This is a genomic window from Nocardia sputorum (genome assembly GCF_027924405.1).
In the GTDB taxonomy this organism is placed as follows: Bacteria; Actinomycetota; Actinomycetes; order Mycobacteriales; family Mycobacteriaceae; genus Nocardia; species Nocardia sputorum.
On sequence record NZ_AP026978.1, the window covers coordinates 3,208,173 to 3,233,140 of the forward strand.

The 24,968-nt window shown below is 68.3% G+C and carries 24 protein-coding genes and 1 pseudogene; 12 read left to right on the forward strand and 13 right to left on the reverse strand.

All coding sequences use genetic code 11. From position 1 onward, the window contains the following. Positions 1-13: 13 nt before the first annotated feature. The 4 genes from QMG86_RS14685 to QMG86_RS14700 form a co-directional block, all read right to left on the reverse strand. Positions 14-457 (reverse strand): Fur family transcriptional regulator, encoded by a 444-nt coding sequence (locus QMG86_RS14685; protein ID WP_281880158.1) that lies wholly within the window; start codon positions 455-457, stop codon positions 14-16. A 448-nt stretch (positions 458-905) separates the two neighbouring features. After that, positions 906-2,075 carry a zinc-dependent alcohol dehydrogenase gene (locus QMG86_RS14690; RefSeq protein WP_281880159.1) on the reverse strand — a complete coding sequence of 390 codons (1,170 nt, stop codon included), beginning with the start codon at positions 2,073-2,075 and terminating at the stop codon, positions 906-908. 12 nt (positions 2,076-2,087) lie between these two features. After that, positions 2,088-2,609 carry an SRPBCC family protein gene (locus QMG86_RS14695; RefSeq protein ID WP_281880160.1) on the reverse strand — a complete coding sequence of 174 codons (522 nt, stop codon included), beginning with the start codon at positions 2,607-2,609 and terminating at the stop codon, positions 2,088-2,090. 430 nt (positions 2,610-3,039) lie between these two features. Then, a complete protein-coding gene (locus tag QMG86_RS14700) occupies positions 3,040-3,801 on the reverse strand; it encodes an enoyl-CoA hydratase (protein ID WP_281880162.1) in 762 nt (253 codons plus the stop codon). 231 nt (positions 3,802-4,032) lie between these two features. Between QMG86_RS14700 and gabD2 the strand changes: the two are divergent. From gabD2 to QMG86_RS14715, 3 genes and pseudogenes are all read left to right on the forward strand, one after another. After that, positions 4,033-4,230: pseudogene (gene gabD2, locus QMG86_RS33715) on the forward strand (succinic semialdehyde dehydrogenase); the annotation flags it as partial. A gap of 73 nt (positions 4,231-4,303) precedes the next feature. Beyond that, a complete protein-coding gene (locus tag QMG86_RS14710; RefSeq protein ID WP_281880164.1) occupies positions 4,304-4,987 on the forward strand; it encodes a type 1 glutamine amidotransferase domain-containing protein in 684 nt (227 codons plus the stop codon). A gap of 342 nt (positions 4,988-5,329) precedes the next feature. Next, entirely contained in the window at positions 5,330-6,289 is a 960-nt protein-coding gene (locus QMG86_RS14715) for an ABC transporter substrate-binding protein (RefSeq protein WP_434085685.1), read from the forward strand. Positions 6,290-6,302: 13 nt separating this feature from the next. On the opposite strand, the gene QMG86_RS14720 is transcribed toward QMG86_RS14715, so the two are convergent. Both QMG86_RS14720 and QMG86_RS14725 read right to left on the reverse strand, forming a co-directional pair. After that, on the reverse strand, positions 6,303-7,541 hold the full coding sequence (locus QMG86_RS14720) for an MFS transporter (RefSeq protein WP_281880167.1): 1,239 nt from the start codon (positions 7,539-7,541) through the stop codon (positions 6,303-6,305). Positions 7,542-7,798: 257 nt separating this feature from the next. After that, positions 7,799-8,455, reverse strand: coding sequence for a hypothetical protein (locus QMG86_RS14725; protein WP_281880169.1), 657 nt, complete (start codon positions 8,453-8,455; stop codon positions 7,799-7,801). Positions 8,456-8,473: 18 nt separating this feature from the next. On the opposite strand from QMG86_RS14725, the gene QMG86_RS14730 reads away from it, so the two are divergent. Beyond that, positions 8,474-8,722 (forward strand): hypothetical protein, encoded by a 249-nt coding sequence (locus QMG86_RS14730; protein WP_281880170.1) that lies wholly within the window; start codon positions 8,474-8,476, stop codon positions 8,720-8,722. Between the two features lie 21 nt (positions 8,723-8,743). Here the strand turns inward: QMG86_RS14730 and QMG86_RS14735 are convergent, their stop codons facing one another. Next, the gene (locus tag QMG86_RS14735; protein ID WP_281880171.1) at positions 8,744-11,542 is read right to left on the reverse strand and encodes an ATP-binding protein; all 2,799 of its coding nucleotides are present in this window, start codon (positions 11,540-11,542) and stop codon (positions 8,744-8,746) included. A gap of 216 nt (positions 11,543-11,758) precedes the next feature. Here QMG86_RS14735 and QMG86_RS14740 point away from each other — a divergent pair, with 216 nt between their 5' ends. Together QMG86_RS14740 and QMG86_RS14745 are read left to right on the forward strand one after the other, a co-directional pair. After that, positions 11,759-12,115: a VOC family protein gene (locus QMG86_RS14740; protein ID WP_281880172.1), complete on the forward strand. Its 357-nt coding sequence runs from the start codon at positions 11,759-11,761 to the stop codon at positions 12,113-12,115. Between the two features lie 48 nt (positions 12,116-12,163). Continuing rightward, positions 12,164-12,637 carry an iron chaperone gene (locus QMG86_RS14745; protein ID WP_281880173.1) on the forward strand — a complete coding sequence of 158 codons (474 nt, stop codon included), beginning with the start codon at positions 12,164-12,166 and terminating at the stop codon, positions 12,635-12,637. A gap of 162 nt (positions 12,638-12,799) precedes the next feature. Here QMG86_RS14745 and QMG86_RS14750 read toward each other — a convergent pair whose 3' ends face one another. From QMG86_RS14750 to QMG86_RS14770, 5 genes are all read right to left on the reverse strand, one after another. Further along, positions 12,800-14,068, reverse strand: a complete 1,269-nt coding sequence (locus QMG86_RS14750; RefSeq protein ID WP_281880174.1) for a dihydrolipoamide acetyltransferase family protein — start codon at positions 14,066-14,068, stop codon at positions 12,800-12,802. Positions 14,069-14,087: 19 nt separating this feature from the next. Then, the gene (locus tag QMG86_RS14755; RefSeq protein ID WP_281880175.1) at positions 14,088-15,071 is read right to left on the reverse strand and encodes an alpha-ketoacid dehydrogenase subunit beta; all 984 of its coding nucleotides are present in this window, start codon (positions 15,069-15,071) and stop codon (positions 14,088-14,090) included. Positions 15,072-15,090: 19 nt separating this feature from the next. Then, a complete protein-coding gene (pdhA, locus tag QMG86_RS14760) occupies positions 15,091-16,236 on the reverse strand; it encodes a pyruvate dehydrogenase (acetyl-transferring) E1 component subunit alpha (RefSeq protein ID WP_281880177.1) in 1,146 nt (381 codons plus the stop codon). Positions 16,237-16,247: 11 nt separating this feature from the next. Then, a complete protein-coding gene (gene lpdA / locus QMG86_RS14765) occupies positions 16,248-17,699 on the reverse strand; it encodes a dihydrolipoyl dehydrogenase (protein ID WP_281880179.1) in 1,452 nt (483 codons plus the stop codon). Positions 17,700-17,866: 167 nt separating this feature from the next. After that, positions 17,867-19,063 (reverse strand): PucR family transcriptional regulator, encoded by a 1,197-nt coding sequence (locus tag QMG86_RS14770; RefSeq protein ID WP_281880180.1) that lies wholly within the window; start codon positions 19,061-19,063, stop codon positions 17,867-17,869. A gap of 310 nt (positions 19,064-19,373) precedes the next feature. Here QMG86_RS14770 and QMG86_RS14775 point away from each other — a divergent pair, with 310 nt between their 5' ends. The 5 genes from QMG86_RS14775 (at position 19,374) to QMG86_RS14795 (ending at position 23,354) form a co-directional block, all read left to right on the forward strand. Next, complete coding sequence (locus QMG86_RS14775; protein ID WP_281880181.1) at positions 19,374-19,772, forward strand: TOBE domain-containing protein; 399 nt, start codon at positions 19,374-19,376, stop codon at positions 19,770-19,772. Between the two features lie 5 nt (positions 19,773-19,777). Beyond that, positions 19,778-20,560, forward strand: a complete 783-nt coding sequence (gene modA, locus QMG86_RS14780; RefSeq protein WP_281880182.1) for a molybdate ABC transporter substrate-binding protein — start codon at positions 19,778-19,780, stop codon at positions 20,558-20,560. Between the two features lie 50 nt (positions 20,561-20,610). Then, positions 20,611-21,369, forward strand: a complete 759-nt coding sequence (gene modB / locus QMG86_RS14785; protein WP_281880964.1) for a molybdate ABC transporter permease subunit — start codon at positions 20,611-20,613, stop codon at positions 21,367-21,369. After that, complete coding sequence (locus QMG86_RS14790; protein WP_281880183.1) at positions 21,366-22,415, forward strand: ABC transporter ATP-binding protein; 1,050 nt, start codon at positions 21,366-21,368, stop codon at positions 22,413-22,415. Before modB ends, QMG86_RS14790 begins: the two co-directional genes overlap by 4 nt. A 120-nt stretch (positions 22,416-22,535) precedes the next feature. After that, a complete protein-coding gene (locus QMG86_RS14795) occupies positions 22,536-23,354 on the forward strand; it encodes a class II glutamine amidotransferase (RefSeq protein WP_281880184.1) in 819 nt (272 codons plus the stop codon). 127 nt (positions 23,355-23,481) lie between these two features. On the opposite strand, the gene QMG86_RS14800 is transcribed toward QMG86_RS14795, so the two are convergent. Continuing rightward, entirely contained in the window at positions 23,482-23,736 is a 255-nt protein-coding gene (locus QMG86_RS14800) for a hypothetical protein (RefSeq protein ID WP_281880185.1), read from the reverse strand. Between QMG86_RS14800 and QMG86_RS14805 the strand changes: the two genes are divergently transcribed. Beyond that, positions 23,729-24,940: a glycosyltransferase 87 family protein gene (locus QMG86_RS14805; RefSeq protein WP_281880187.1), complete on the forward strand. Its 1,212-nt coding sequence runs from the start codon at positions 23,729-23,731 to the stop codon at positions 24,938-24,940. The two genes, QMG86_RS14800 and QMG86_RS14805, sit on opposite strands and share 8 nt — an antisense overlap. The last annotated feature ends 28 nt before the right edge of the window (positions 24,941-24,968 follow it).

Here is a 24,968-nt window from a genome sequence, read left to right on the forward strand (position 1 = left end):
ATGTGGGCTGCGATCACGGATGTGATCGGGAAGCTTGTCTTTCCACACAGTCGGGGCACAGGCCCCAATAGATGACCTCGGCCTCGTCGATCGAGAACCCGCTGTCGTCGGACGCGGTCAAACAGGGGGCGTCGCCGATGGCGCAGTCGACATCGGCGATCACCCCGCACGCCCGGCATACGACGTGGTGGTGATTGTCGCCGACCCGCGATTCGTAGCGGGCGACCGATCCGGACGGCTGGATACGCCGGACGAGGCCGGTGGCGGTGAGCGCGTTCAACGAGTCGTACACCGTTTGATGGGACACCTCGGGCAGCTCGGAGCGCACGGCGCGGATGATCGACTCCGTGTCGGCGTGCGGATGATCGTGCACCGCGCTCAGCACCGCGACCCGGGGGCGGGTCACTCGCAGGGCAACTCCTCGCAGCATCTGCTGGAAGTCCGAGGCCGTTGGCATGCACGGAAGTCTCGTCCGTTTTCTGGAACGAGTCAAGAGTTTGTTTCGAAGTCGCGATACCCGTTGTGCGGCGCCGGGCGACTGCCGCGCAGCGTACCCAGGGACGCCTTACGCCCGGGCGCGTTTGCGGAGATTCGATCTTGCCGCCGCTGCACGTAGTTGCCGGACCGGACGGGCGCCAAGAACTGCTCCCCGGGAGGAGCGCTGCGGTGCGGCGTCGGTCAAGGACGGGGGTCGCTGCGGGTCCACCGCCGGCTTTCCCGCCCCCCGGCAGCGGCACAGCGGCGACAGGTCACGATCACGTGGCCGGACGTGTCGGCCAACCACAGCGCCTCGCTCCACGGGACGTGCGGGAAGCGGGCCAGCCGAGCCCGGGAAAGGGGCACACCGCACAATCCGTCCCGCCATGTACGGTTGGTGCCCCGCTCTTCCCGCCCGGAACCCGGCATCAGGGCCGGAACACCGAACGGATGCACCCTTCTTTTTTGTGCTTGAAGATGTCGTAGCCATATACCGCATCGGTGAGCGGCATGTCGTGGGTGATCAGATAGGAGGGGTCGAGGTCGCCCTGCTGAATGTAATCGAACATCCGGGGCACGAACCGCTGGCCGGATTGCTGCGCGGTGCGAATGGTAAGGCCTTTGTTGGTCACCACGCCCATGGGGAATTTGTCGGTCAAACCGTAGATGCCGAGCACCGATACGACGCCGCCTTTCCGGCACGCGAGAATCGCTTCGCGCAGTGGGGTCGCGCGGTCGGATTCGAGCCGGAGCAGCTGTTTGGCTCGATCGTAGAGCTGCTGGATTCCGGTGCCGTGTCCTTCCATCCCGACGGCATCGATGCAGGCGTCAGGACCGCGGCCGCCGGTGCTCTCGCGCAGGGTCTCCTGGACGCTGTCGACCGCGGTGTAGTTGATCGTTTCCGCACCGAACTGCTCACTCGCCATGCTCAGCCGCTCGGGGAAACGGTCGATGACGAAAACGCGGTCGGCGCCGAGCAGGCGGGCGGTGTGTCCGGCCATCAGGCCGACGCCGCCGCTGCCCCAGACCGCGACGGTGTCACCCGGGTGGATGTCACAGAATTCGGCGCCCATCAAGCCCGTCGGCACCGCATCGGACAAGAACAATGCCTGTTCGTCGGTAACGCCTTCCGGAATCTGGAAACAGTTCACGTCACCGAACGGGACACGGACATATTGCGCGTGGGACCCCTGATAGCCGCCGAAGGGGTGGGTGTAACCGTAGATGCCGCCGGTCGGGTAACCGAAGAGCGGTTGTTGCAGGGCGCTGTTGGGATTGGTCGTGTCGCAGAGCGAATACAGTTCGTGGTCGCAGTACCAGCACGAGGCGCATCCGATGAACGACGGGACGACGACGCGGTCGCCCACCTTTGTCGAAGTGACTTCGGCGCCGATTTCGACGACCTCGCCCATGAACTCGTGTCCGAAGACATCACCTTCCCGCATTCCCGGCAGATAGCCGTCGATGAAATGCAGGTCGGAACCGCAGGTGGTGGTCAGACGGACCTGCACGATGACATCGTGCGGATTGACCAGACCCGGGTCGGGGACGGTTTCCACGGCGAGGTCGTTGACGCCGTTCCAGCAGAGCGCATGCATGTCGCCTCCTGTTCACCGAGCGGAAGAACGCGCGCTCGGATTGTGGGCCAGGGTGGGGATCTCGCCGGTCTGCAGGCGGGCTCGGGCCCGGTAGAGAGCGGTGAACATCGCCGCACCGGTCAGCAGATCGGGCAGCGGGGTGCGCGCCCGCATCGTCACCTCCGTCCCGAGGTCCTGCGGCGCGTCCCGGAAGCACAGCTCGATCTCGAGGCCTTCGGCGGACGGTGCGTCTTCCCCGGCCGAGCCGACGAACCGGAGGTGCCCCTCCTCCTCGCGCAGCGTGGTCTTCCAGGTTGTGCGGCCGTCGGTGCCCGACTGCAACGTCCACTCGTAGGTCGAGGGTTCCGTCGCCCGCACCTCGGCGACGTCGCCCAGCACCTCGGACAGCTTCGCCGGGTCGCGCCAGAATTGCTCGACTTCGGCCCGCGGACGGGCGATGGTCACCGTTTGACTGCTCGAGTAGCTGCTCGCCGACTCGATCACCCGTCCCACCAGATCGCTCAGCAGGTGTTTGGTGTCATCGATGTAGTGCATGAGCCCTCCTCTCGCTCTCCGTCGTCGCAGGGCCTCGCGCGCTCGAAAAGCGCCGTGCCCTGCGCTTGCGCGGACACGGAGTATCGGTCGCAGAGGAAACGCCGCTGCGCAAGTCCTATGCGGTCTCGGAGCGGCTACCCCCGGCTGCCGACGCCAAACCGCATTCGCGGCAAGCGTCGAATCCGGGAGCATGCGACGCCACTACACCGCGTCGAGACCGATGAGGCTTCGAGCCGACCGATAGCGGCAGGACCTGCCGCTCCGGCGAACACGTCAGGAGCCTGATCGTGGCACCACTCCGGGCGTCGGCCGACCTCGCGGGCTGCGCGGCGTGCAGGGGCAAGCGCCGGTCGCCGTATGGGTGCTTCGCACCGTTGCGTTCGGGGCGCCGATCGCGGGTGTGCGCGCGATCAGACGATTCGGTTGCCGATCACCGAGGACGGCCGATTTGGGCCTTCTTCGCCGCCAGCCGCGCGGTGAACTCGGGAGATTCGAGGGACGCGACCTGTGGCACGATCTCGGCGTCGACGGCGGCGGCGTGGGCGTCCAGGTTCGCGGTGTGACGCATGGTGCGCTTGGTGGTGATGAGCAGGTCGCGCGGCGCCTCGGCGGCGCCCGCGGCGAAATCGAGCGCTCCGGCGAGCAGCGCATCGTGATCGCCGTCGATCACCCGGTGCGCCAATCCGGCGTCGAGCGCGGCCTCGGCGTCGAGGATCTCCCCGAACAGCGTCATCGCGGCGGCCCGTTGCGGCCCTACGGCGCGTTGCAGCATCCACGTCATTCCGCCGCCGGGATGGAGGCCGAGCCGCAGGAACCGCGCGTCGAACCGGGCGCGGGGCCCGGCGATCCGGACGTCGGCGGCCAGCGCCAGATTGAGTCCCGCGCCGACCGCGGCACCGCCGACCGCGGCGATGGTGGGCAGTGCACAGCGCGCGACCGCCAGGAATCCGTCGTAGATCACCCGCAGACCCTCCTCGCGGGCCGCGCCGAGCGCGCTCAGATCGGCGCCCGCGCAGAACGCGGGCGGGGTTCCGGTGACGACTACGGCGTGCACGCCGGTATCGCGCTCGGCCTCGGCCACCGCGGCGGCGAGTTGCCGGGACAGCGCCGGTGTCAACGCGTTGCGCCGATCCGGATCGTGCACGGTGATGACCGCGACCTTGTCCCGCCGCTCACTCCTGATCTCCGCCATGACCGGATGGTAACCGTCTCAGCTCGGCCGATCGGTTCACGGCGGCACGGTTGTCGAGCCAGGAGCGGTAGCGGCGTAGCGCGTGCGCCGGGCCGGCGCCGAGGCGGCGAAGCTGTTGCCGCGCGCCACCTGTTCGGCATGGGGTTCGCTGACCACCTCCGCGCAGCGCGAGACGGTCACCGCGCACGTGGCCGACACTGTCGCCAAGGATGCGACCGCGCTCGCATCGACGCTCCCATGGGCGGCATGGGCGACTCCGGACGCGGTCGCAGGCACGGCGCCGACAGGCTGCTGAAGTACACCGAGCCCCGGAGCGTCGCGCAGCAGCGCCTGCAAGGTTTCAGCCCACCGCGCGGTGTCACTCATGACCGGTGGTCCCGGATCCGCACCGTCGCACTCCAGACCCTGCGACGAGTGGGCGCACACTGAATCGACCGAGTGCGCACCGGCGATGAGACCACGTGAAGAAGTAGAACCAACGACGCACGAAGGAAGATCACGCATGACCAAGCGCATCTTGAACGTCGTCACCAACGTCGGCCATTACGACGACCCGTCCCACCCGACCGGACTGTGGTTGTCCGAGCTCACCCATGCCTGGCATGTCTTCGAAGAGCACGGATTCGAGCAGACCATCGTCAGTCCGGCGGGCGGCCGCTGTCCCTTGGAACCACGGTCGCTGAAGTTCCCCAGCTACGACAAGACCGCGAAGGCGTGGCGGGCCGATCCGGCGCGGATGGCGCTGCTGGAGAACACCGCGAGCCCCGACCGGATCGACTCCGCCGACTACGACGCCATCTACTTCACCGGCGGGCATGCGGTGATGTACGACTTCCCCGACAGCGAGGGCCTGCAGCGCATCACCCGAGAGATCTACGAACGCGGCGGCATCGTCGCCTCGGTCTGCCACGGCTACTGCGGCTTGCTCAATACGAAGCTCTCCGACGGCACCTACCTCGTCGCCGGACGCAAGCTCACCGGGTTCGCCTGGCAGGAGGAAGTCCTCGCGCGAGTGGACAAGCTGGTGCCCTACAACGTCGAGGACGAGGTGCAGAAGCGCGGCGCGCTCTACGAGAAGGCCAAGCTGCCGTTCGTCCCCTACGCCGTGGTCGACGCGAATCTCGTGACCGGGCAGAACCCCGGATCAGCCAAAAAGACCGCGAAGAAAGTCGCCTCTCTCCTGTGACTCCGCATAGCCGCCCGGCCCACCTGTGGCCCATGCGGACGGTGCCGGCAACGGACCGCCCGGCGGATTCTGTCGCGGAGCCGGACCAACCGCCGGTAGGCGGGCAGTCACTTCATAGGACCTCTTCGATTCGCACCGAGTCGAACGGTTGCTGCCTATAGGGCAGAAAGGTGCCGGCGAGCCTTTCGGATCGTGCCGAGGACAACCCTCGACACGAAATTGCGCATGCTCAACGATCGCTGGACTGCGACGCGCCGGTGCGTTGCTGATCTATGAGGGAGAGTGAGCGTGAAAGCGCGCAGCAGATTTCTAGTAGGCGCGATAGTCGCGACCACCGTGGCGATGCTCCTGAGCGCATGCGGCGGAGGGGAGGTCCGGAAGTCCGGCGGCGTGCCGGTTCTGCGATATCAGGGCTGGGCCTCGCAAGTCGTCATTCCGGAACTCGCGGAGGAGCTCGGCTTCTTCGACGGCAAAATCAAGCTGGAATGGCAGGGCAACACCATCAGCGGCCCGCAGGACATCCAGTCGGCGGCCACCGGGCAGGTCGACTTCGGCGGCGCGTTCGGGGGAGCGGTGGCCAAGCTGGCACAGGGTGGTGCGCCGATCACGGCGGTGGTGAACTACTACGGATCCGACGAGAAGACCTTCACCGGGTTCTACGTTCCCGAGAACAGCCCGATCAGAACTCCGAAGGATCTGCTGGACAAGAAGATCGGGGTGAACACACTGGGTGGTCAGTCCGAGGCGGATATCCACACCGCGCTGAAGAAGGTCGGTTTCACCGACCAGCAGATCAAATCGGTTCAGCTGGTGGTGTTGCCCCCGCCGAATACCGAGGACGCCGTCCGGCGCGGGCAGGTCGACGTCGCGGCGTTGAGCGGGCAGTTCCAGCAGCGTGCGATCGCTAATGGCGGACTGCGCCCGGTGTTCACCGATTACGAGGAGTTCGGCCCGTTCAACGGCGGGCAGTACGTTTTCCGCAACGACTTCATCGCCAAGAATCCCGACAGCGTCCGGGCGTTCGTCGACGGGGTCGCCAAGGCCATCGAATGGCAGAAGACGACTCCCCGTGACCAGGTCATCGCGAAGTTCACCGAGATCATCGAGAAGCGCAAGCGTTCGGGCGAGGACGCTTCGTCGGTGAAGTACTGGCTGTCGGTCGGCGTCCCCGCCACCAACGGCGTGATCGTCGATGCCGACTTCCTGCGCTGGGAGGACTGGCTGCGGGATACCGGTGCGATCAACGGCGCGTTCGAGCCGTCGAAGTTCTACACGAACAAGTACAACCCCTACGCGAAGTAGTGCGTGAGACAGATCAGGCTCCGCTGCCGCGAGAGCCTGATCTGTGTCCAGGCCATGGGATATATATCGGGATGTATCGAGCCATAACCCCGGCCCCGAGCGCAGATACGCCGCCGATGGTCAGGACCGCTACGGCCAGTGGACTGATCGCTGTCAGTCCACTGATCGCCAACGGCCCGACGAAATAGCCGCCGTCATGGGTGAGCCGCCACGCCGCGAGGAACTCGGCACGGCCGACGGCCGGCGCGATGTCGGCGCCGATGGTCATGATGACCCCGTTGCCTATTCCGTTGCCGATCCCCATGACAATGGCCGCGATGCTGAGCGTCAGCGCCGAATGCGTCAGCGGCACAGCGATATACCCGAGTGCCAGAATAACCAGCGAAGGCACCGCGACGAATCGCCTGCCGAAGCGGTCCATCAAATGGCCGGCCGGATAGGCGCACACCACATCGAGCCCCGCCCCGATACCGAAGATCAGACTCGCGGTGGCGGCGTCGATTCCGAGGTGATCGGCCCACAGGGGCAGCACCGCCTCCCGCGACGAACGCGCCGCACCCATCAACAACGAACCGCTGCCCAATGTCAGCAACAGTCGATGATGGGAGCGGACGATTCCGGCAAGAGACAGCGGAGGGAGCGGATTCACTCCGGCTGCCGAACTCTCCGGGTCCGGCAGCCGGGCCATCAGCCATCCGGCGACCACGATCGCGATCACCTGGACCACGAAGCCGCCGCGTGTGCCGAAGCCGATGATCGCGGCCGCCCCGAGAAACGGTCCAGCGAAGAAGCCCAGGCGCATGGCTCCGCCGAACAGCGACATCGCGCGCGCTCTTCGCTCGAAGGGAACGACCTCGGACAAATAACTCATCCGGGCGAGTCCCCACACCGCGTTGGACAATCCGGCAATTGCCAGACCGATGCACAAGACCGGCACGGTCGGCGCGAACAAGCACAACAGCACCCCGATCGCACCCGCGGCGCTGGCGGCGATGATCGATATCCGCTCGCCGAGCCGGGCAACGATCTGTCCGGCGGGAATATCGCCCAGGATCTGGCCGAGGCCGACCAGCGCGACGGTCAGGCCTGCGACGGCCGACGACGCGCCCAGGTCGAGGGCGGTGAGCGCCATGACCGGCGCCGCGGCTCCCATGCCGATCCCGTACGCCGCCGCGGGTACGTAGACGGTGAACAACAATGGTCGAAGCGAAGCAATTTCGACCGAAGTCTCATCCTGCCGCGATGCGGTCATATGCGAACTCGGATATTCGCGGCCAGAACTGTGCCGCATTTCGGGTCATGCCGAGGACTCATCGAGACCCGAAAGTATTGGGCGTCAAAGCTTCACAACCTTCAGAGATAGGATGATGGGACCACATGGTCCGCAACTGTACGGATATCCTTATCGCTGCCACATTGTGAAAATCGGCGTGATTCCAACCGGAGACCGCCGGAACAGCTCGGGAGAGCTGTTCTCCGGTCCCTTTCCTCGCCGTGCGAACCCCGGTATCAGGAATCCGTCCGAGGCGGCGTCCGGACGGCGATTTCGCCACTCAGTGTGTAGTCGCCGGACAGCCGCAGCCCGTCTCCGCTCCAGAATCGGCCTGGGTCGTACCAATCCGGGCTGCGGTGCTGGGGCAGCAGTCCCATGGCTTGATAGGTGGCGGCGACGATTTCGGCGCAGTACGCGTTCTCCAGTTCCCGTGCGGCCGATCGGTCCCTCGTGCGGCGGGGGAGACGTGCGCGGCCGCGTAGCCAGCGTCCCGCCATGCCCGCGGTGGAGGGGAACGGGGTGCCGTCGAACCGGGCGATGGCGCGCAGCACGCTGTCCTCCATCTCTCGCCCGGCAGGAGGGTTCAGCTGCCGCAACCATGCCTGCTGACCGTAGCGGTGGGCCCACACCAGCACGGCGTCGCGCAGGTTGTGCAACTGGGCGCCGCGGTGCGCGGTTCCCGACCACATGTCGGGTAAGGATCGTCCGAGTTCCGCGTGCCAGATCAGCGCGGGCAGATCGTCGATCACGACGGACATCCCCACATGGTTCACCGGACTGTTGGTCGTCATGCGGATCACCCGGTCGGCCGTGGAATGTCCACGGAACAGCCAGATGTCGCCCGTTCTGGTGACCTCGACCGCACGGTCGAGACTGATGCCCGTCCCCGTCATGGTCGTAGCCTATGCGGTATGAGGTGGTGGAAGGCAGTGGGATTGGCGGGTGTGGCCGGTGTGGTTGCCACCGGTGTCGTGGTGGTGCGCGCGGAGCGCCGCCGCCGTGCCTACACCCCGGACCAAGTGCGCGAACAACTGCACGCGCGGTTCGCCCAGGTGACTCCGGAGACCGTCGAATCCGCCGCTGCGCAACCGCGGGGCGCGTTCGCTGTCCGTGGGCTGGTCGGCCGCTTGTTCCGTCGCCGGGCACGGCAGCGGAAGTAGCTGCGCCGCTGCGTCGAGGCCCTACAAGGCGATGCGAGCCATCGGGGCGAAGCCGAGATCGGCGAGCGCGGCCGCGCCGCGGTCGGCATGGTCGCCGCCGGCCAGCACCCTGGTCCGCGCCGCCTGGTAGGGGCAACCGGCTGCCTCGAACGCATCCGCCGTGGCGAGCAGCCGTTCGTGGTCCGCGGAGAGCAGTGCTTCGGCTCGCTCCACGATGGCGCCTGCGATGGGGTTTCCGGCGACGACGGTCCGGGCCTCGGCCAAGCGCTCGACGGCATCGGAGGCCCCCGCGAGCACACCGGCTTCGGCCCGCAGCGCCACATACCAGTGCAGCCAGATCCAGGTGACCCATCGCCACACCTCCCGCGGCTCGGTCGCCATCCGTTCGAGCGCCTCGTGCACCTGCCCACGGTGGAGCAGGGCGAGCGCGTCGAAGACGGCGCCGTACCCGTGCGTGCGCGCTGGTGACGTACCGAGCCCACGAACGAGCGCGTCCCATTCGCCGCGAGCTTCGTGGTCGCCACGGAGGTCGTGAATCATCGCCACACCTGCCACCGCCGGACCGAGGCCGGACTTGGCGGGGTCGCCGATCCGTTGCCACGCCTCGAGGAAACGGACGCTCTGGGTGCGAACGTCATCGACGTTGCCCGCCAGCGCGTCGGTCACCAGCAGCCAGCTCGTCGCACGATGTCCGACCTCGGCCAGCAAGGGATGATCCGCGAGCTGTTGTGCCCATCGGCGGGCGCCCCGCAGGTCCCCGGCGCCGAGTTCGGCCTCGGCGGCCTCGCCGAGCGCGTCGATCAGCTCAGGGGTGCCGACCGGAGTATTCGGGGTGGACTCCAGCAGCGCCATTCGCCGCCGTGCGATGGCCGCGGCGGTGAAGGTGTCGCCGGCCAGGCTGTGGGCGCCCGCGAGTGTGTCGAGTGCGGCGGACTCGGCAAGCGGATCGCGTGTGCGGTGCGCGAGTTCGACCGCACGCTCGGCACATGCCACGGTCGCCGGCACGCGGTCGCCGGACGAGTGCTGGTCGGTGAGCGCATCGGTGAGCGCCCGCCCGGCATCGGCCAGGGCCACAGCGGCTATAGCCGCCGGGTGGTCACCGGCGAGTTGCCGCGCCTCGGTGATGAGTGCGACCGCTTCCTCCGGTGGCAGGGGACGGACGAACTTGCCGGCGAACCGGTATGCGTTGGCGGCGGCGGTCGCCAGGTCGCGGGCCGCGCCGGCGGAATCACCGGACCGGAGGGCGGCCTCCGCGGCCGCGCGGTGGAGGCGATGCATGTCGTCGCCCCGCATCTGGCATCCGGCCGCGGCCGCGGCGTGCCGGAACAGCACGGCGGCGATGGCCGGGTCCTCCGCGAGCGCGGCCGCCTGCTCGTAGCGCATCTGGGACTCGCCGATCAGATTCCGGGTGAAGCACAGTTGCGCCATGTGCTGGGCCAGGCGGGACGCATCCGCGCGCCGCTCCGGCCGGTCGGCCGCCCACGCCATCGCGGCGCGGAAATCGTCGGCCACCGCGTCGAATCGCGGCCGCCACTCCGCGCGTACCACCGTCAGATCAGCGGCCACGGCCAGGCACCAGCTCAGGTGACGGGACCGGATATCGGCGAGCTCACCGGCTTCGGTGAGCTGCTCCGTTCCGTACTGACGAATGGTTTCCAGCGCCCGGTATTCGGTACCGTCCGGGCCCGCCGTCACCGCCAGCAGGCTCTGCTCGGCGAGCCGGGCCAGTCCGTCGGCGACAACGCCTTTCCCGGTCGCGGCCACCTGCGCGGCGGCCGCGACGGTGAACGACGTCTTGAACACCGACACCCGCCGCAGCAGCGCGCGATCGTCCGGCTCCAGCAGAGCGTGGCTCCAGTCCAAGGCCGCTCGCACCGAGCGGTGCCGCTCCTCGGTGCGCGAGCCCCCGGCCAGCATCCGAAGTTGATCGGAGAGCCCGGCTTCGAGGCCGTCCAGCCCGAGTGTGGTCCAGCGGGCGGCGGCCAGTTCGATCGCCAGCGCGACGCCGTCCAGCCGCGCGCAGAACGCGGCCACCTGGTCGCGCAGCGCGTTGTTCGGCGGCCAGCCGCCCGCCTCCGCGCGCTGCATGAACAACTCGACCGCATCCGACGCACCCTCGCCGGCCAGCGACATCGGTGGGACCGTGTACGCCCGTTCGAACGGCACCATCAGCCGCGCCCGGCTGGTCGCGAGCACCGTCACGCCGGGGCACGTCGCGAGCAACCGTTCGAGGAACGGCGCCACTCCGTCTCGCACATGCTCGCAGTTGTCCAGCACGAGCAAGACCTGCCGGTCGGCCAGCGCGGCAGGCACCGATTCGTCCATCGCGCGGCCGGGCTGCTCCCCGAGTCCGAGGGCGAGGGCGACCGTGCCTGCGACCGCGCAGGTGTCGGGGCTGGTGACGGGGACCAGGTCGACGAACCACACGCCGTCGGAATACTCGCCGGCCAGCTCCGCGGCGACCGTCAGCGCGAGCCGGGTCTTGCCGACTCCGCCGGGACCCACCGCGGTCACCTGCCGGTGTTTCCTGATCATTTCGGTGAGCTCGGCTCGCTCCCGGCCGCGGCCGACGAACGTGGTCAGCGGGGTCGGCAGCACCGGCGCCGGCTGTGACCGGTCGGGGCGAGCCGGAGCGGCCGCGCGCTGGGCCAGCGCCCGCCGATCCGGAACCTCCAGCTTGCGCAGCAGCGAGGAGACATGACTTTCGACGGTGCGCACGGAGATGAACAGACGCGCACCGATCTCCGCGTTGCTGAGATGTTCCCCCACCAGCGTCAGCACCTCGGCTTCCCGAGCCGAGATCTCCACCGTCGCCGCCATGGCACCGATTCTGCCGTATTCCCGTCGCGCTCAGACTGTGCGGTCGGTTCTGCCCTGGGGATATTGCCGTGGACGATCCGTGCGTCGATCCGTGGCCGGTTCCGTGGTCGCCACGGATGTGGATCGGTGGCGCCGGAGGAGATGCTGTGAGCACGTCCGGTTCACCTCGGCAGACGAGGACGGGGACCACCTGACCGACGACTCGAAGGAGTGATCGTGCCCAACTCTCCCACGCAGGGAATCAAGACCGTGCTGCATCCCGTGTCGGACCTGGCGGCGGCCAAGACGCTGTTCACCGCCCTGCTCGGCGTGGCGCCGCAGACCGACACGTCCTACTACGTCGGCTTCGACGCCGAAGGCCAGCACATCGGGCTGGTACCGGACGGCGGGCCGCAAGGGATGACGGCGCCGGTGGCCTACTGGCACGTGCCGGACATCGAGGCGAAGCTCGCGGAGGTGACCGCGGCGGGCGCCACCGTGACCGAGCCCGCGCACGACGTCGGCGGCGGCCGCCTGGTGGCCACTGTCACCGACACCGACGGCAACGTCCTCGGGCTCATCCAGGACCGCTGAGCGCCGAACTCCACCCCCTCATCCGAACGCCACGAAGGAAACCAGCTCATGACCGCGCAGAAGACCACCGTACGCACCAGCGCCAAGACCAAGGCCTCCGTCGGATTCACCGACGAGGAACGAGCCGCGATGAAAGAGCACGCCGCAGAGCTGAAGACGGCCGCGCGCCGGGGCTCGCGGGCGGCGAAGGCGGACGGGGAGAACGACGTGCTCGCGAAGATCGCCGGGATGTCGGAATCCGACCGTGTCATGGCGGAGCGGCTGCACGCCGTCGTCAAAGCCAGCGCTCCGGACCTGTCCCCGAAACTCTGGTACGGCATGCCCGCGTACGCCAAGGACGGCAAGGTCGTCTGCTTCTTCCAGAGTGCGGCGAAGTTCAAATCGCGCTACGCCACCTTCGGTTTCAACGACATCGCCAACCTCGACGACGGCACCATGTGGCCGACGACTTTCGCCCTGACGAAGCTGACCGCGGCCGACGAGGCGAGGATCGGCGATCTGGTGAAGAAGGCGGTGAGCTGACCACCGCGCCCGCCACTGCCGCAGCGCTGTTCGGTTCCACACTCTCACGCCTGGATGGAACCGAACTTGCGTGCCGCGCGTCCTACTGAGTAGCTATGGAAGAGGGCGATCGCTGCGGTGCGGCGTTCGCTGGAACCGCGGCGGGCGAACGGTCGGCCGACGTCAGGTCACGATGCGGAGGGGATGTTCGAGCAGCTCTTTCAGCTGCTGCAGGAACTGCGCGGCCACGGCACCGTCGATGACGCGGTGGTCGGCGGACATGGTGACGCGCAGGATCTTCCGGGTCACCACATGGCCGTCGTCCAGGCGCAGTTCGTCGGTGGCGGCCCCGACGGCCAGGATGGCGGCCTCCGGCGGGTTGATCACGGCGGTGAAGTGCTCGATACCGAACATTCCCAGGTTGGAGATGGTGAAGGTGCCGCCGCTCATTTCGTCGGCGCGCAACTTGCGCTCGCGGGCGCGTTCGGCTTTCTCACGACTTTCGGCGGCGATCTGCGACACGCTCTTTCGATCCGCGTCGCGCAACACCGGGACGAGGAGCCCTGCGGGCGTCGCGACCGCCATGCCGAGGTGAACGCCATGGTGCCGCAAGAGCTTCTCACCCGCGAACGAGACATTGACCGAAGGATTGCTCCGCAGCGTCACGGCGACGGCTTTGATCAGCAGATCGTTCACGCTGACCTTCGTGCCGGTCGGTGCCAGGGTGTCGTTCACCTGGGCACGGAACCCGAACAGCTCGGTCACATCGATCGCGGCGGTTAGATAGATGTGCGGAGCCTGCTGTTTGCTCTCGGTGAGTCGCGTGGCCGACACCCGTTGGATGCCGGTCAGCGGAACTTCCTCGTAGTCGCCCTGGGCCGAAGCCGAGAATTTCGCCGTGGGAGCGGGGGCGGCTGGGGTCGGTAGGTCGACTTGGGCTGCGCGGTGGGCGGACTCGACGTCCTGGCGAATGACACGTCCGCCCGGACCGGTGCCCACCACGCGCGAGATGTCGACACCGAGTTCGTCGGCGATCTTGCGCGCCAGCGGCGACGACTTCTTCCGGTCCGCCGTTCCGCGGGAGTCGGCGACGGATTCGCGGACGGGGGCAGCCGCAACCGCACGAGTATCCGGCACGGCCCCGTTATCGCGGGCAGCCTGCGCGATGACGGCCGGGGCGGGTGCGCTAACGCTCGAGCCGTTCGCGGCGGCTCCACTGCCGTCGCCGATGAGCCCGATGGGCGTCCCGATCGGCACCCGCGCACCCTCTGCGGCGAGGATCTGCTCGAGCACGCCGTCGTCGTAGGCCTCCAGTTCCATGAGGGCCTTGTCGGTTTCGATCTCCGCGAGGACTTCGCCTCGCTCGACCGGCTCGCCCACCTGCTTGAGCCAGGAGACGATGACGCCTTCCTCCATGGTGTCGGAGAGGCGGGGCATGGTGATTTCGGGCATGTATGCGTCCTCTGGTGTCTCAGCGCCGCTTGCCGACGGCCGTGAGGGTTTCCACGGCGGCGGTGTACAGCGAATCGGCCGACGGCAGGGCGAGCCGTTCGAGCGGCTTGGCGTAGGGGAGCGGCACTTCGGCCATGGCCACCCGGCGCACCGGGGCGTCCAGATAGTCGAAGGCGCCGTCGGAGATGGAGGCGGCGACCTCTGCGCCGATACCGTAGGTGAGCCAGTCGTCCTCGCCGATCACGGCGCAGCCGGTCTTGCGGACGGACTCGACGAGGGTGGCGCGGTCCAGCGGACGAAGGCTGCGCAGGTCGACGACCTCGGCCGAGAAACCGTCGGCGGCGAGGCGTTCGGCGACCTCCGAGCACACCGTGGCCATACGGGAGTAGCCGATCAGCGTGATGTCGGAGCCGGTCCGCGTAACCGCGGCCTTGCCGATCTGCGCGGCCGGAAGATCCTCCGGCACTTCGCCTTTGGTGTTGTAGAGCGAGAGGTTTTCCAGGAACAGCACCGGATCGTCGTCTTCGATGGCGGCCTTGAGCAGCGCTCGCGCGTCGGCCGGGGTGCTCGGCGCGACCACTTTCAAGCCTGGCACGAACGCGTAGTACAGCTCCACGTTCTGCGAATGCGTCGCGCCGAGCTGTTGGCCGCCGCCGCCCGGGGTGCGGATGACCATCGGCACGCTGGTCTGGCCGCCGAACATGCCGTAGATCTTCGCGGCGTGGTTGACGATCTGATCCAGCGCCAGCAGCGAGAAGTTGATCGTCATGATCTCGACGACCGGACGCAGGCCGAGCATGGCGGCACCGATGGCGGCGCCGACGAAGCCCTCTTCGGCGATGGGAGTGTCGCGTACCCGCTTCTCGCCGAATTCGGCCAGCAGTCCGGCGGTGATCTTGTAGGAGCCTTCGAAGACGCCGATCTCCTCCCCGATGAGGAAGACATCGTCGTCGCGCCGCATCTCCTCGCGGAGGGTTTCGCGCAGCGCTTCACGATAGGTCATGACAGCCACGGTGAGGTCCTTAAGCGGTGAAGAGCGGGTCGGCGGGCAGGCGGCGCGAGTCGCCGGCCACGGGCGTCGCGTAGGTGAAGTCGAACAGGCTCGACGGCTCGGGATGCGGGCTGGCGTCGGCGAATTCCACCGCCGCGGCGACCCCGGCGGCCACCTCGGCGTCGAGCGCGGCCACGGACTGATCGTCCAGCACACCGGCGGCCAGCAGTGCGTCACGCCAGCGGTCGACGGGATCGTTGCTCCGGGCGGTCGCCACCGCTTCCTCGGTGCGATATTTCGCCGGGTCGACCACGGAATGACCCTTGAGACGGTGACTGACCGCCTCGAGCAGCGCGGGTTTGCGCTCCCGCCGCGCGGTTTCGATCAGCTCACCGGCCATCTCGCGGACGGCGAGGACATCGGTGCCGTCCACGCGCTCGCCACGCATGCGGTAGGAGGCGGCGCGCTTCCACAGATCCGGTTCCGCGGAGGAGCGTTCGACCGTGGTGCCCATCCCGGTCTGGTTGTTGATCACCAGGAACACCACCGGCAGGTTCCACAGGGCCGCGATGTTCAGCGACTCGTGGAAGGCACCGATGTTCGTCGTGCCCTCGCCCATCTGGCACACCACCACGTCGTCGCCGCCGCGGTAGTCGATGGCCAGCGCCGCGCCGACGGCCAGCGGAACCTGGCCGCCCACGATGGCATAACCGCCGAGCATGCGGGTCGCGGTGTCGTACATGTGCATGGAACCGCCCCAGCCCTTCGAGGTGCCGGTGGAACGGCCGTACAGTTCCGCCATGACCCGGCCGGGCTCGATGCCTTTGGCCAGCGCGTAGCCGTGCTCGCGGTAGTTGGTGAACAGATAGTCGGTGGGGCGCATGGCCGCGCCGAGCCCGACCACGGTGGCCTCTTCACCCAGGTTGAGATGGCAGTATCCGCCGATCTTGGCTTGCTGGTAGCTCTGCGCGGTGCGCTCCTCGAAGCGGCGCACGAACAGCATGTCGCGGTAGAGCCCGCGTAGCGTATCGGGATCCTCGGCAGCGAGGCGTGCGTCGGCCTGATCCATCGAGGTTTGCGCGGGGCCGCCGTTCGTCCGGCTCGGTGCGGGGGACTGTATGGCCTCGGGCCGCGTCGTCTTGCGGCTCGTTTTGCGAGAGGTGGTGCTGGTGGTCACGGCGGGTCTCCTCAACGCTTCCTGGGCGCGATGTGCACGGGCAGTCCGAGTCCGGCCAGGGCCGCCTCCATGCCGATCTCGCCGAGGGTCGGGTGGGCGTGGATGGTGTCGGCGAGTTCGTCGAGGGTCGCCTCCAGCGAGATGGCCAGTGCGCCTTCGGCGATCAGGTCACTGGCCGACGGGCCGATGATGTGCACGCCGAGCACTTCGCGATGCCGCCGTCCGGCAACGATCTTGACGAAGCCCTCGGTGTCGCCGAAGGTCTGGGCCCGGCCGAGTGCCGCGAAGGGGAAACGCGCGGTGACGACGTCGTGCCCGGCGGCGCGGGCCTTCGCCTCGGTGAGCCCGACGCCGGCGATCTCGGGGTGGGTGAAGGTGGCGGCGGGGATCGCGGTGTAGTCGATGCGCGCCGGCTGACCGGCGATCGCATCGGCGGCTGTGAGCCCCTGATGCGAGGCGACGTGCGCGAGCAGGGCGCGTCCGGTGACGTCTCCGATGGCGTAGACGTGCTCGACTCCGGTACGCAGTTGCTCGTCGACGGGGATGAAACCGCGAGTGTCGGTGCTGATTCCGGCGATGTCCAAGCCGAGGTCGGCGGTGTTGGGACGGCGTCCGACGCCGACCAGCACCACGTCCGCGTCGAGTTCCCGAGCGTGCTCGCCTGCCACGGTCACCCGCAACGCGTCGGTCTGCGCGATCGACTCGACCGTGGAACCGGTGAGCACGGTGATGCCCCGCTTGGTGAACGACCGCCCCAGGGCGGCGCCCACCTCGGCGTCCTCCAGCGGGACCAGGGTGTCCTGCATCTCGACGATGGTGACCTGGGAGCCGAAACCGGCGAACAGGCTGGCCCATTCCGCGCCGACCGCGCTGCCGCCGATGACGACCAGTCGTGCGGGCACCTCGGTCAGCCCGAAGGCGCCGTCGGAGGTGATGACGCCCGGCAGGTCCGCGCCCGGAATCGGCAACCGCGCCGGCACCGATCCCGTCGCGATGATCACATCCTTCGCGCTGATCGTGCGGGTGGCGGTCGCGGTCGGTGCGGCGGCATAGCGGGGGCCGCCGGGGAAGATCGGTGATCGACCCGTCTCGAACACTTCGACACCGGTCGGGCCGGTGAAGCGGGCGTGCCCCTCGATCACCGTGACACCGTTCGCGGCGAGCAGGCTCGCCACACCGTCGGTGAGTTGCTTGACGATGCCGTCTTTGCGCTGGCGCACCGCGGCGAAGTCATAGCGCACGTTGTCGGCGTAGACGCCGAAATCCGCTGCGCTGGTGAGGGTCTGGAAGATCTCCGCCGAGCGCAGCATCGCTTTGGTCGGGATGCAGCCCCAGTTCAGGCAGACTCCGCCCGGACGCTCCTTCTCCACCAAGCCGACGCGCAGGCCGCGTTGGGCCGCGCGGATGGCCGCGACATATCCGCCCGGCCCGCCGCCGACCACCAGTAGATCGAAATCCGGCACTCGTGGTGCTCCTCGTCCTCGATGATTGGATCCTCCGCCGGTTGTGGGGTGGATCATCGCTATCGAGTGTTGCCGCAGCGGAGTGCACAAACAATCGCCACGAAGCCCAGCAGTGCGGTTTCCGAATTGGGCGCTGCGCCCAATCGGGCAACGTAGCCGCGACGGGATCAGGCTCTGTCCGGTTCCTCGGCGAGGTCGAGCGCGGCCAGCGCCAGGGACAGTTCCACATAGTTGCGCTGGCCTTCGAGCGGGCGGTCGAGCAGGGTCGAGACGCGGTGGAGCCGATTGATGACGGTGTTGCGGTGGCAGTGCAGTCGCGCCGCGGCATGGGCCGCGGAGCAGTCGTGCGCCAGCCAGGCCGCCAGGGTGTCCAGCAGAGTCGTGCGTTCGGTGGCGGGCAGGGCCAGGACCGGCCCGAGGGTATGCGCGACCAGCATGTCGGTGAGATCGGTCGAGCGCAGGAGCAGCGCGTGCTGGAAGCGCTGGTGCAGCGGCACGAGTCCGGTCGCGTCCCGGGGCAAGGTCTGCAGTGTGAGCAGTGCCCAGCCGTGCGCGGTGCCGACCTGCGCGAGCCCGCTCACCGTGGGGGAGGCGCCCGCTCGTCCGCGGATGCGGGGTTCGATACGTCGTAACACCGCGGCCACGTCGTGGCGCTCGACTGCTATCAGCCCCACCGTCGAGTCGACGCGATCGTGCCACACGGACCGGATACCGACTGCGGCCAACGCGGCTTCCGTGCCGGTGTGTACCGCCTCTCCGCCACCGTCGACAACGACGACGAGGTAGGCGCTGGCGACCGGAAGGTTCAGCTCACGGGCGGCACGCGTGGCGAAGGTCGTGTCGTGGGCGCGGCCGGCGAGCAGATCCTCGAGCAGAGCGTGGCGGCGGCGTTCGTCGCTGCGCAGCTGTTCGAGTTCGGTATTGCGGTAGGAGGTGACCAGCGACGAGGACAGGCCATCGATCGCCGCCCACAACGCGGTGCCGACCGCACGAATCTCGCCGGGAGCGAGTTCGTCCGCCTTGTCCAGCAGGACCTCCCACACGATTCGGCCGCCCAGCCGGAAGGTGCGCAGCATGGCTTCGAGCGGCACGCCCTGTTCGGCGCGGCGGCGGCCGATGGACGCGGCGACTTCGTCGTCGAACGCGGTCGTCGGAGTACCCAGCAGGTCGAGGATGCGGGTCACGTATCGGCGGCAGCCGTCGACCAGGTCGGCACGGGCGACCGTCGAGTAGTCGGTCCACTCCGGGTTGTCGGTGAAGATCTCCGCTATCAGCCGGTCGGTCAGAGCCGGAATCTCCGCACGGCAGGCGGCGACCAACTCCTGCGTGCACGTCTCCGGGATCGCCTTCTTCGATGTCGACATGTCGCTCGGGGCCCTTCTCGTCGGCCGTACCCACGACTGCGGGGCGGCGGCATAGTCACGACCGTATCGCCGGCGGGAGGCGGCATCCACGGCGGTATCCGTGGGAACTACCTGCTCATAGCGGAATGCTCAGCGTCCTTCCGGGCCCGGGTCGACGGCCACCGCACTATCGCGCCGATGTGCCTTCCCCGCTCATGGGCGGCCGGCGCACTGCGGAGACCTCCGCCCGGTGAGCGTTCGGTGACGGATGGGCAATACGCGGTTCGAGTCCCGCTTCTACATCCGTGGATGCGGCAATATGCTCTATCTTGTGTCGAATCTACGGATCAGTGAAGCGGCCGAGTTGCTGGGAGTCAGCGACGACACGGTACGTCGATGGATCGATCAGGGCCGTCTCACCGCGACGCAACTCGACAACGGCCGCAAAGGAGTCAGCGGCCGCGAGCTCGCCCAATTTCTGCGGGCCAATGCCGAGGCGCCCGCACCCGGTACGACGGTCGCCGCGTCAGCGCGCAACCGGATGCGCGGAATCGTGACCCGGGTCGTGAAGGACACCGTGATGGCGCAGGTGGAGATGCAGGCCGGACCATTCCGGCTGGTGTCGCTGCTGAGCCGGGAATCGGTCGACGAACTCGGTCTGGAAGTCGGCAGCGTCGCTGTCGCGTCGGTGAAGTCCACGCACGTCGTCGTGGAGATACCGGAAAGTTGACGAGGATGGCAATTCGTAAGTGGTGTGTCGCGGTCGCGACCGTGCTGGTTGTCGTGACCGCGGCGGCCTGCGGTTCGGACGACGCGACCGAGCACGCCGACGGACGTCAGGTGTCGGGCACGGTGACCGTGTTCGCCGCGGCCTCGCTCACCGAGACGTTCGGGGAGCTCGGCAAGCAGTTCGAGGCCGCGCACCCGGGCGTCGAGGTGGTCTACAGCTTCGGGGCGAGTTCCGCCCTTGCGCAACAGATCATCCAAGGCGCACCGGCCGACGTGTTCGCCTCGGCCGCTCCGAAGAACATGCAGCAGGTCCGCGACAAGGGCGAGGTCGCCACCGCGCCGGTGACTTTCGTGCGCAACCGGCTCCAGATCGCGGTGCCGAAGGGCAATCCGGGACGCATCACGGGGCTGACCGATTTCGGCAAGACGGAGCCCAAATTCGCGTTGTGCGCGGAGCAGGTACCCTGCGGCGCCGCTGCCGCGAAGGTCTTCGAGACCGCGGGCATCACCCCGCAACCCGACACCCGCGAGCAGGACGTCAAGGCGGTGCTGACCAAGGTCACGCTCGGGGAAGTCGACGCCGCGCTGGTGTACCGCACCGACGTCGAGGCCGCGGGCGACAAGGTCGAGGGCATGGCCTTCCCGGAATCGGCCGCGGCGATCAACGACTACCCGGTCGCGCCACTGGCGCACGCGCCGAACGCGACGGCTGCCGCGGCCTTCGTCGACTTCGTGACCTCGGAGAAGGCCAAGCCGGTCTTCGTCGCGGCGGGATTCGACACCCCGTGATCGCGCCCTCGCGGCGGCGTGCGGTACTCGGACGGCGACCGGTCGCGCTGATGCTGCCCGCCGTCTGCGGGCTGGCGTTCCTCCTCGTGCCTTTGATCGGACTGCTGTGGCGAGCGCCGTGGGCGACCATGCCGGATCGGCTGTTCAGTGCCGAGATCGGCCGAGCGCTGCGGCTCTCCTTGGTGTGCGCGACCGCGGCCACGGCGATCTGCCTGGTTCTGGGCATTCCCTTGGCCTGGGTGCTCGCGCGCGCCGCACTGCCGGGGCGCGGGCTGATCCGCGCTTTGGTCACCGTGCCGCTGGTGTTGCCGCCGGTGGTCGGCGGTGTCGCGCTGCTGCTCGTGCTCGGCCGGCGTGGGCTGATCGGACAGTGGCTCTACGAATGGGCGGGTGTCTCCCTGCCGTTCACCACGGCCGGGGTGATCGTGGCCGAAGCGTTCGTGGCCATGCCCTTCCTGGTGATCTCCGTCGAAGGAGCGCTGCGGGCAGCCGATCCCCGCTTCGAGGAAGCGGCCGCCACGCTCGGCGCCACCCGCTGGTACGCGTTTCGCCGGGTGACGCTGCCTTCGGTCCTGCCCGGCGTGGTGGCGGGCGCGGTGCTGTGCTGGGCGCGTGCGCTCGGCGAGTTCGGCGCCACGATCACGTTCGCGGGCAACTTCCCCGGCCGCACCACCACCATGCCGCTGGCGGTCTACCTCGCGCTGGAGACCGACCCGGATGCCGCGATCGTGCTGAGCCTGGTGCTGCTGGCCGTCTCGGTCGCCGTGCTGGTCGCGTTGCGCGAACGCTGGATCCGGGGGGCGATATGAGTTTGGCGGCCGATCTGCGCATCCAGCGCGGACGTTTCGCGCTCGAGTTGCCGCTGGATGCCGCTCCTGGCGAAGTGGTGGCCTTGCTCGGGCCCAACGGGGCGGGGAAGACCACGGCGTTGCGTGCCCTGGCGGGGCTGATCGCACTCACCGGCGGGCACATCCGGTTGGATGGCGTCACCTGGGACGCGCCACCGTCGACGTTCGTGCCCGCCGAACGCAGGCAGGTCGGCGTCGTGTTCCAGGACTATCTCCTGTTCGGGCATCTGTCGGCGTTGGAGAACGTCGCCTTCGGCCTGCGCGCCCGCGGATATCGCCGCGCCGCCGCACGGGAGCGTGCCACCCGATGGCTCGCGCGTGTCGGACTGGCTGATTACGCGCACCGCAAGCCCCGGGCGCTGTCGGGCGGGCAGGCGCAGCGGGTGGCGCTGGCTCGTGCGCTGGCCATCGAACCACAACTGTTGCTGCTCGACGAACCGCTCGCCGCGCTGGACGCGGGCACCAGAGTCCAAGTGCGCTCGGACCTCGCTCACCACCTGCGCGATTATCCCGGCCACACCGTTCTCGTCACCCATGACCCGCTCGACGCCATGGTCCTCGCCGACCGGCTGGTCATCCTGGAGGACGGCGCGATCGTCCAGCAAGGTCCGCCCGCGCAGGTGGCGGCGCGGCCACGCTCGGACTACGTGGCCACCCTGATGGGCCTCAATCTCTACCGCGGCACCGCCCGTGGCATGAGCGTCGATCTGGACGGTGGCGGCAGCATCACCCTCGCCGAACCCACGCAGGGGCGTGTCCACGTGGCGTTCGGCCCCACCGCGGTGAGCCTGCACCCGCGACAACCTGCCGGCAGCCCCCGCAACAGCTGGCCGGTCATCATCACCGGGATCGAGCAGCACGCGCACATCATGCGCATTCGTCTCGACGGGGCGCCACCCGTCCTCGCCGACATCACACCGGCCACGGTGGCCGAATTGCACCTGCATCCTGGGCAGCGGCTGTGGGCCGCGGTGAAGGCCACCGAAACCCGCGCGTATCCGGCATGACATGTCAGCGGGTCGACGCGGTGTCGAGTCCGCGAGGACGGCAGGCGACCGGTCGCCGAGTGCCGAGATTTTCCAGCCGAACCACGGCCACTCTGCTTGAATCGATATATGTGCAGGTGGATGGCTTATTCCGGGGAGCCGATCCTGGCCGAGGACCTTTTGTTCCGGCCGGTGCACTCGTTGATCGATCAGAGCCTGCACTCCCAGCTGGGTGCGACGACCACGAACGGTGACGGCTTCGGCATCGGATGGTATGGCGAAGGTCCGCGGCCCGCGGTGTTCAAGGACATCGAACCGGCGTGGAACGACCGCAACCTGCGGGAGGTCGCGGCGCAGGTGCGCACGCCGCTGTTCTTCGCGCACGTGCGCGCGTCGACCGGAACCGCTGTGCAACGCAGTAACTGTCACCCGTTCCGGCACGGACACTGGTTGTGGATGCACAACGGATCCGTGCTCGGTTTCCACCAGTTCAAGCGCGATCTGATGACGGCGGTCGAGCCGGCTTTGTTCGCCGACATCGAGGGTTCGACGGATTCCGAAGTGCTCTTCTTCCTGGCGCTCACCTTCGGGCTGGTCGAGGACCCGTTCACCGCGGTCGCCCGCGCGGTCGGCTTCGTCGAAGACGTCGGTCGCGCGTACCAGGTCGATGCCCCGGTACAGATGACGGTCGCGACCACCGACGGCGACTCGATGTGGTTCTTCCGGTACTCCACCGAACGGCGGTCGCGCTCGCTGTTCTACTCCAACGACGTCGCGAAGGTGCGTGCGCTGCATCCGGAGGTTGAAGCGCTGCGCGAGCTGGGTGAGGAGGCTCGCTTCGTGGTTTCCGAGCCGCTGCGCGACCTGCCGGGGGCGTGGAACGAGGTCGAGGAGTCGTCGGCCGGTGTCGTCCGCCTCGGCCACGACGAAACGCGCCCGTTCCAGCCGATCGCCCCCTGACACCCGGGGTGTTCGGCCGCCTTGTACGCCGCTCCGCAGCCGTCGATGAAGTCGGCGCGCATGCGTGGCGCTGACCATCTGCGCGCTGTCGCGTTCTCCGAAGTGATTTTCGACGGGCACCGTGGTGTCACAGCCATTCGCCCGAATGACGGGGACGACCGACGGCGGTGCGGTCCCAGGGGGCGGCAGCGGGGTCCGGGGTCCGGTCGCACACTTCCCAGTGGAAGAAGGCGAATCCGATTGCCGGATCACAGGTTTGGTCGGCAGGGCCGCAGGCCGGACGGATGTGGCGACGGTTAGGCTGCCTTGTGCGCGGACTGTCGTCGGTATCGAGATTGTGGTCGGTGTGGGCGGTCACCCGAATACTGATGGTGGTGTTCACGGGAGTGACCGCACTGCCGCACAGCATTTGGGACGCTTCGGCCGCGGACTTGACGCTCTACCGGGAATGGGCCGAGCTCATCGTGGAACAGAACGTCTTCCCCCTGGACGACGAGCGGTGGCAGTACCCGCCCGGAGCGGGCGCGTTGCTGGCGGTGCCTTGGCTGCTCGGCGGCGGATTCGGTTACAACTGGTTGTTCTTCGCGCTGGTCGGCGCGGCGGACGCGAGCGTCCTCGGCTTGCTGATCCGGGCCGCGCGGGGTGACGACTCGGCCACGGCGCAGGCCGGGCCGTGGATATGGACCGTCGGCGTGGCGTTGCTGGGACGGGTCTGTTACGGCCGATTCGATCTGATCGTGGCGGCGGCCGCGGTGGCGGCACTGCTGTGGTCGACGCGCCGCCCCGCCGCGGCAGGCGCGGCCGCTGCCGCGGGCGTGCTGCTGAAAATGTGGCCGGTGGTGGTCGTGCTGGGATTGCGTCGGCGGGCGCTCACGCACGTAAGTGCGGCGACGATCGGTGTCGGTGCGGCGGCGGCCGTGGCACTGACAGCATGGGCCCCCGGTGCGTGGTCATTTCTGGAGTTCCAGTCGAAGCGCGGACTGCAGATCGAGTCTGTCGCTGTCACACCACTTTTGATTGCCCGGTTGACGCACAGCGGTTGGGCCATCGTGCATCGATACGGGGCTGACGAGTTGACCGGGCCCGCGGTGTCGGCCGTGGCTCGGGGGTGCGTGGCCGCCACGATCCTCGGCGGCACGGTGTTGCTGGTCATCTGGTGGCGTATGCGGCCTCCGGCAGCGGATCTGGCGTTGGCCGCGGTGTTGATCGCCTTGCTGACCAGCCGGGTGCTCAGCCCGCAATACCTGGTCTGGGCGGTGGCGGTGGCCGCGGTCTGCGCGCTCGACCCGCGTACCACGCAACGGCCTGTGCTGCTGATGGTGCTGGCGACTGCGCTGGTGAGCCAAGTGGAATTCCCGTTCGTCTATGACCGGGTGGCCACCGGAAGCTGGCCGGGAGTACTGGTCCTGACAGTGCGCAACAGCCTGCTGCTCGGCGCGACTGTGTGGTCGGTTGCACGGCTGTGCCGCAACACGTCTGGGCAATCCGGCGAAAGCATGAAATCACGAGCCACTTCCACGCGGACGGCCGCCGCTCCCCATGTCGAGAGCGTTCGCGAGAGTAATGCGCTTCCGGCCGGCGGCTGACGACATGAAGGACTCGGCGCAGTCGAGC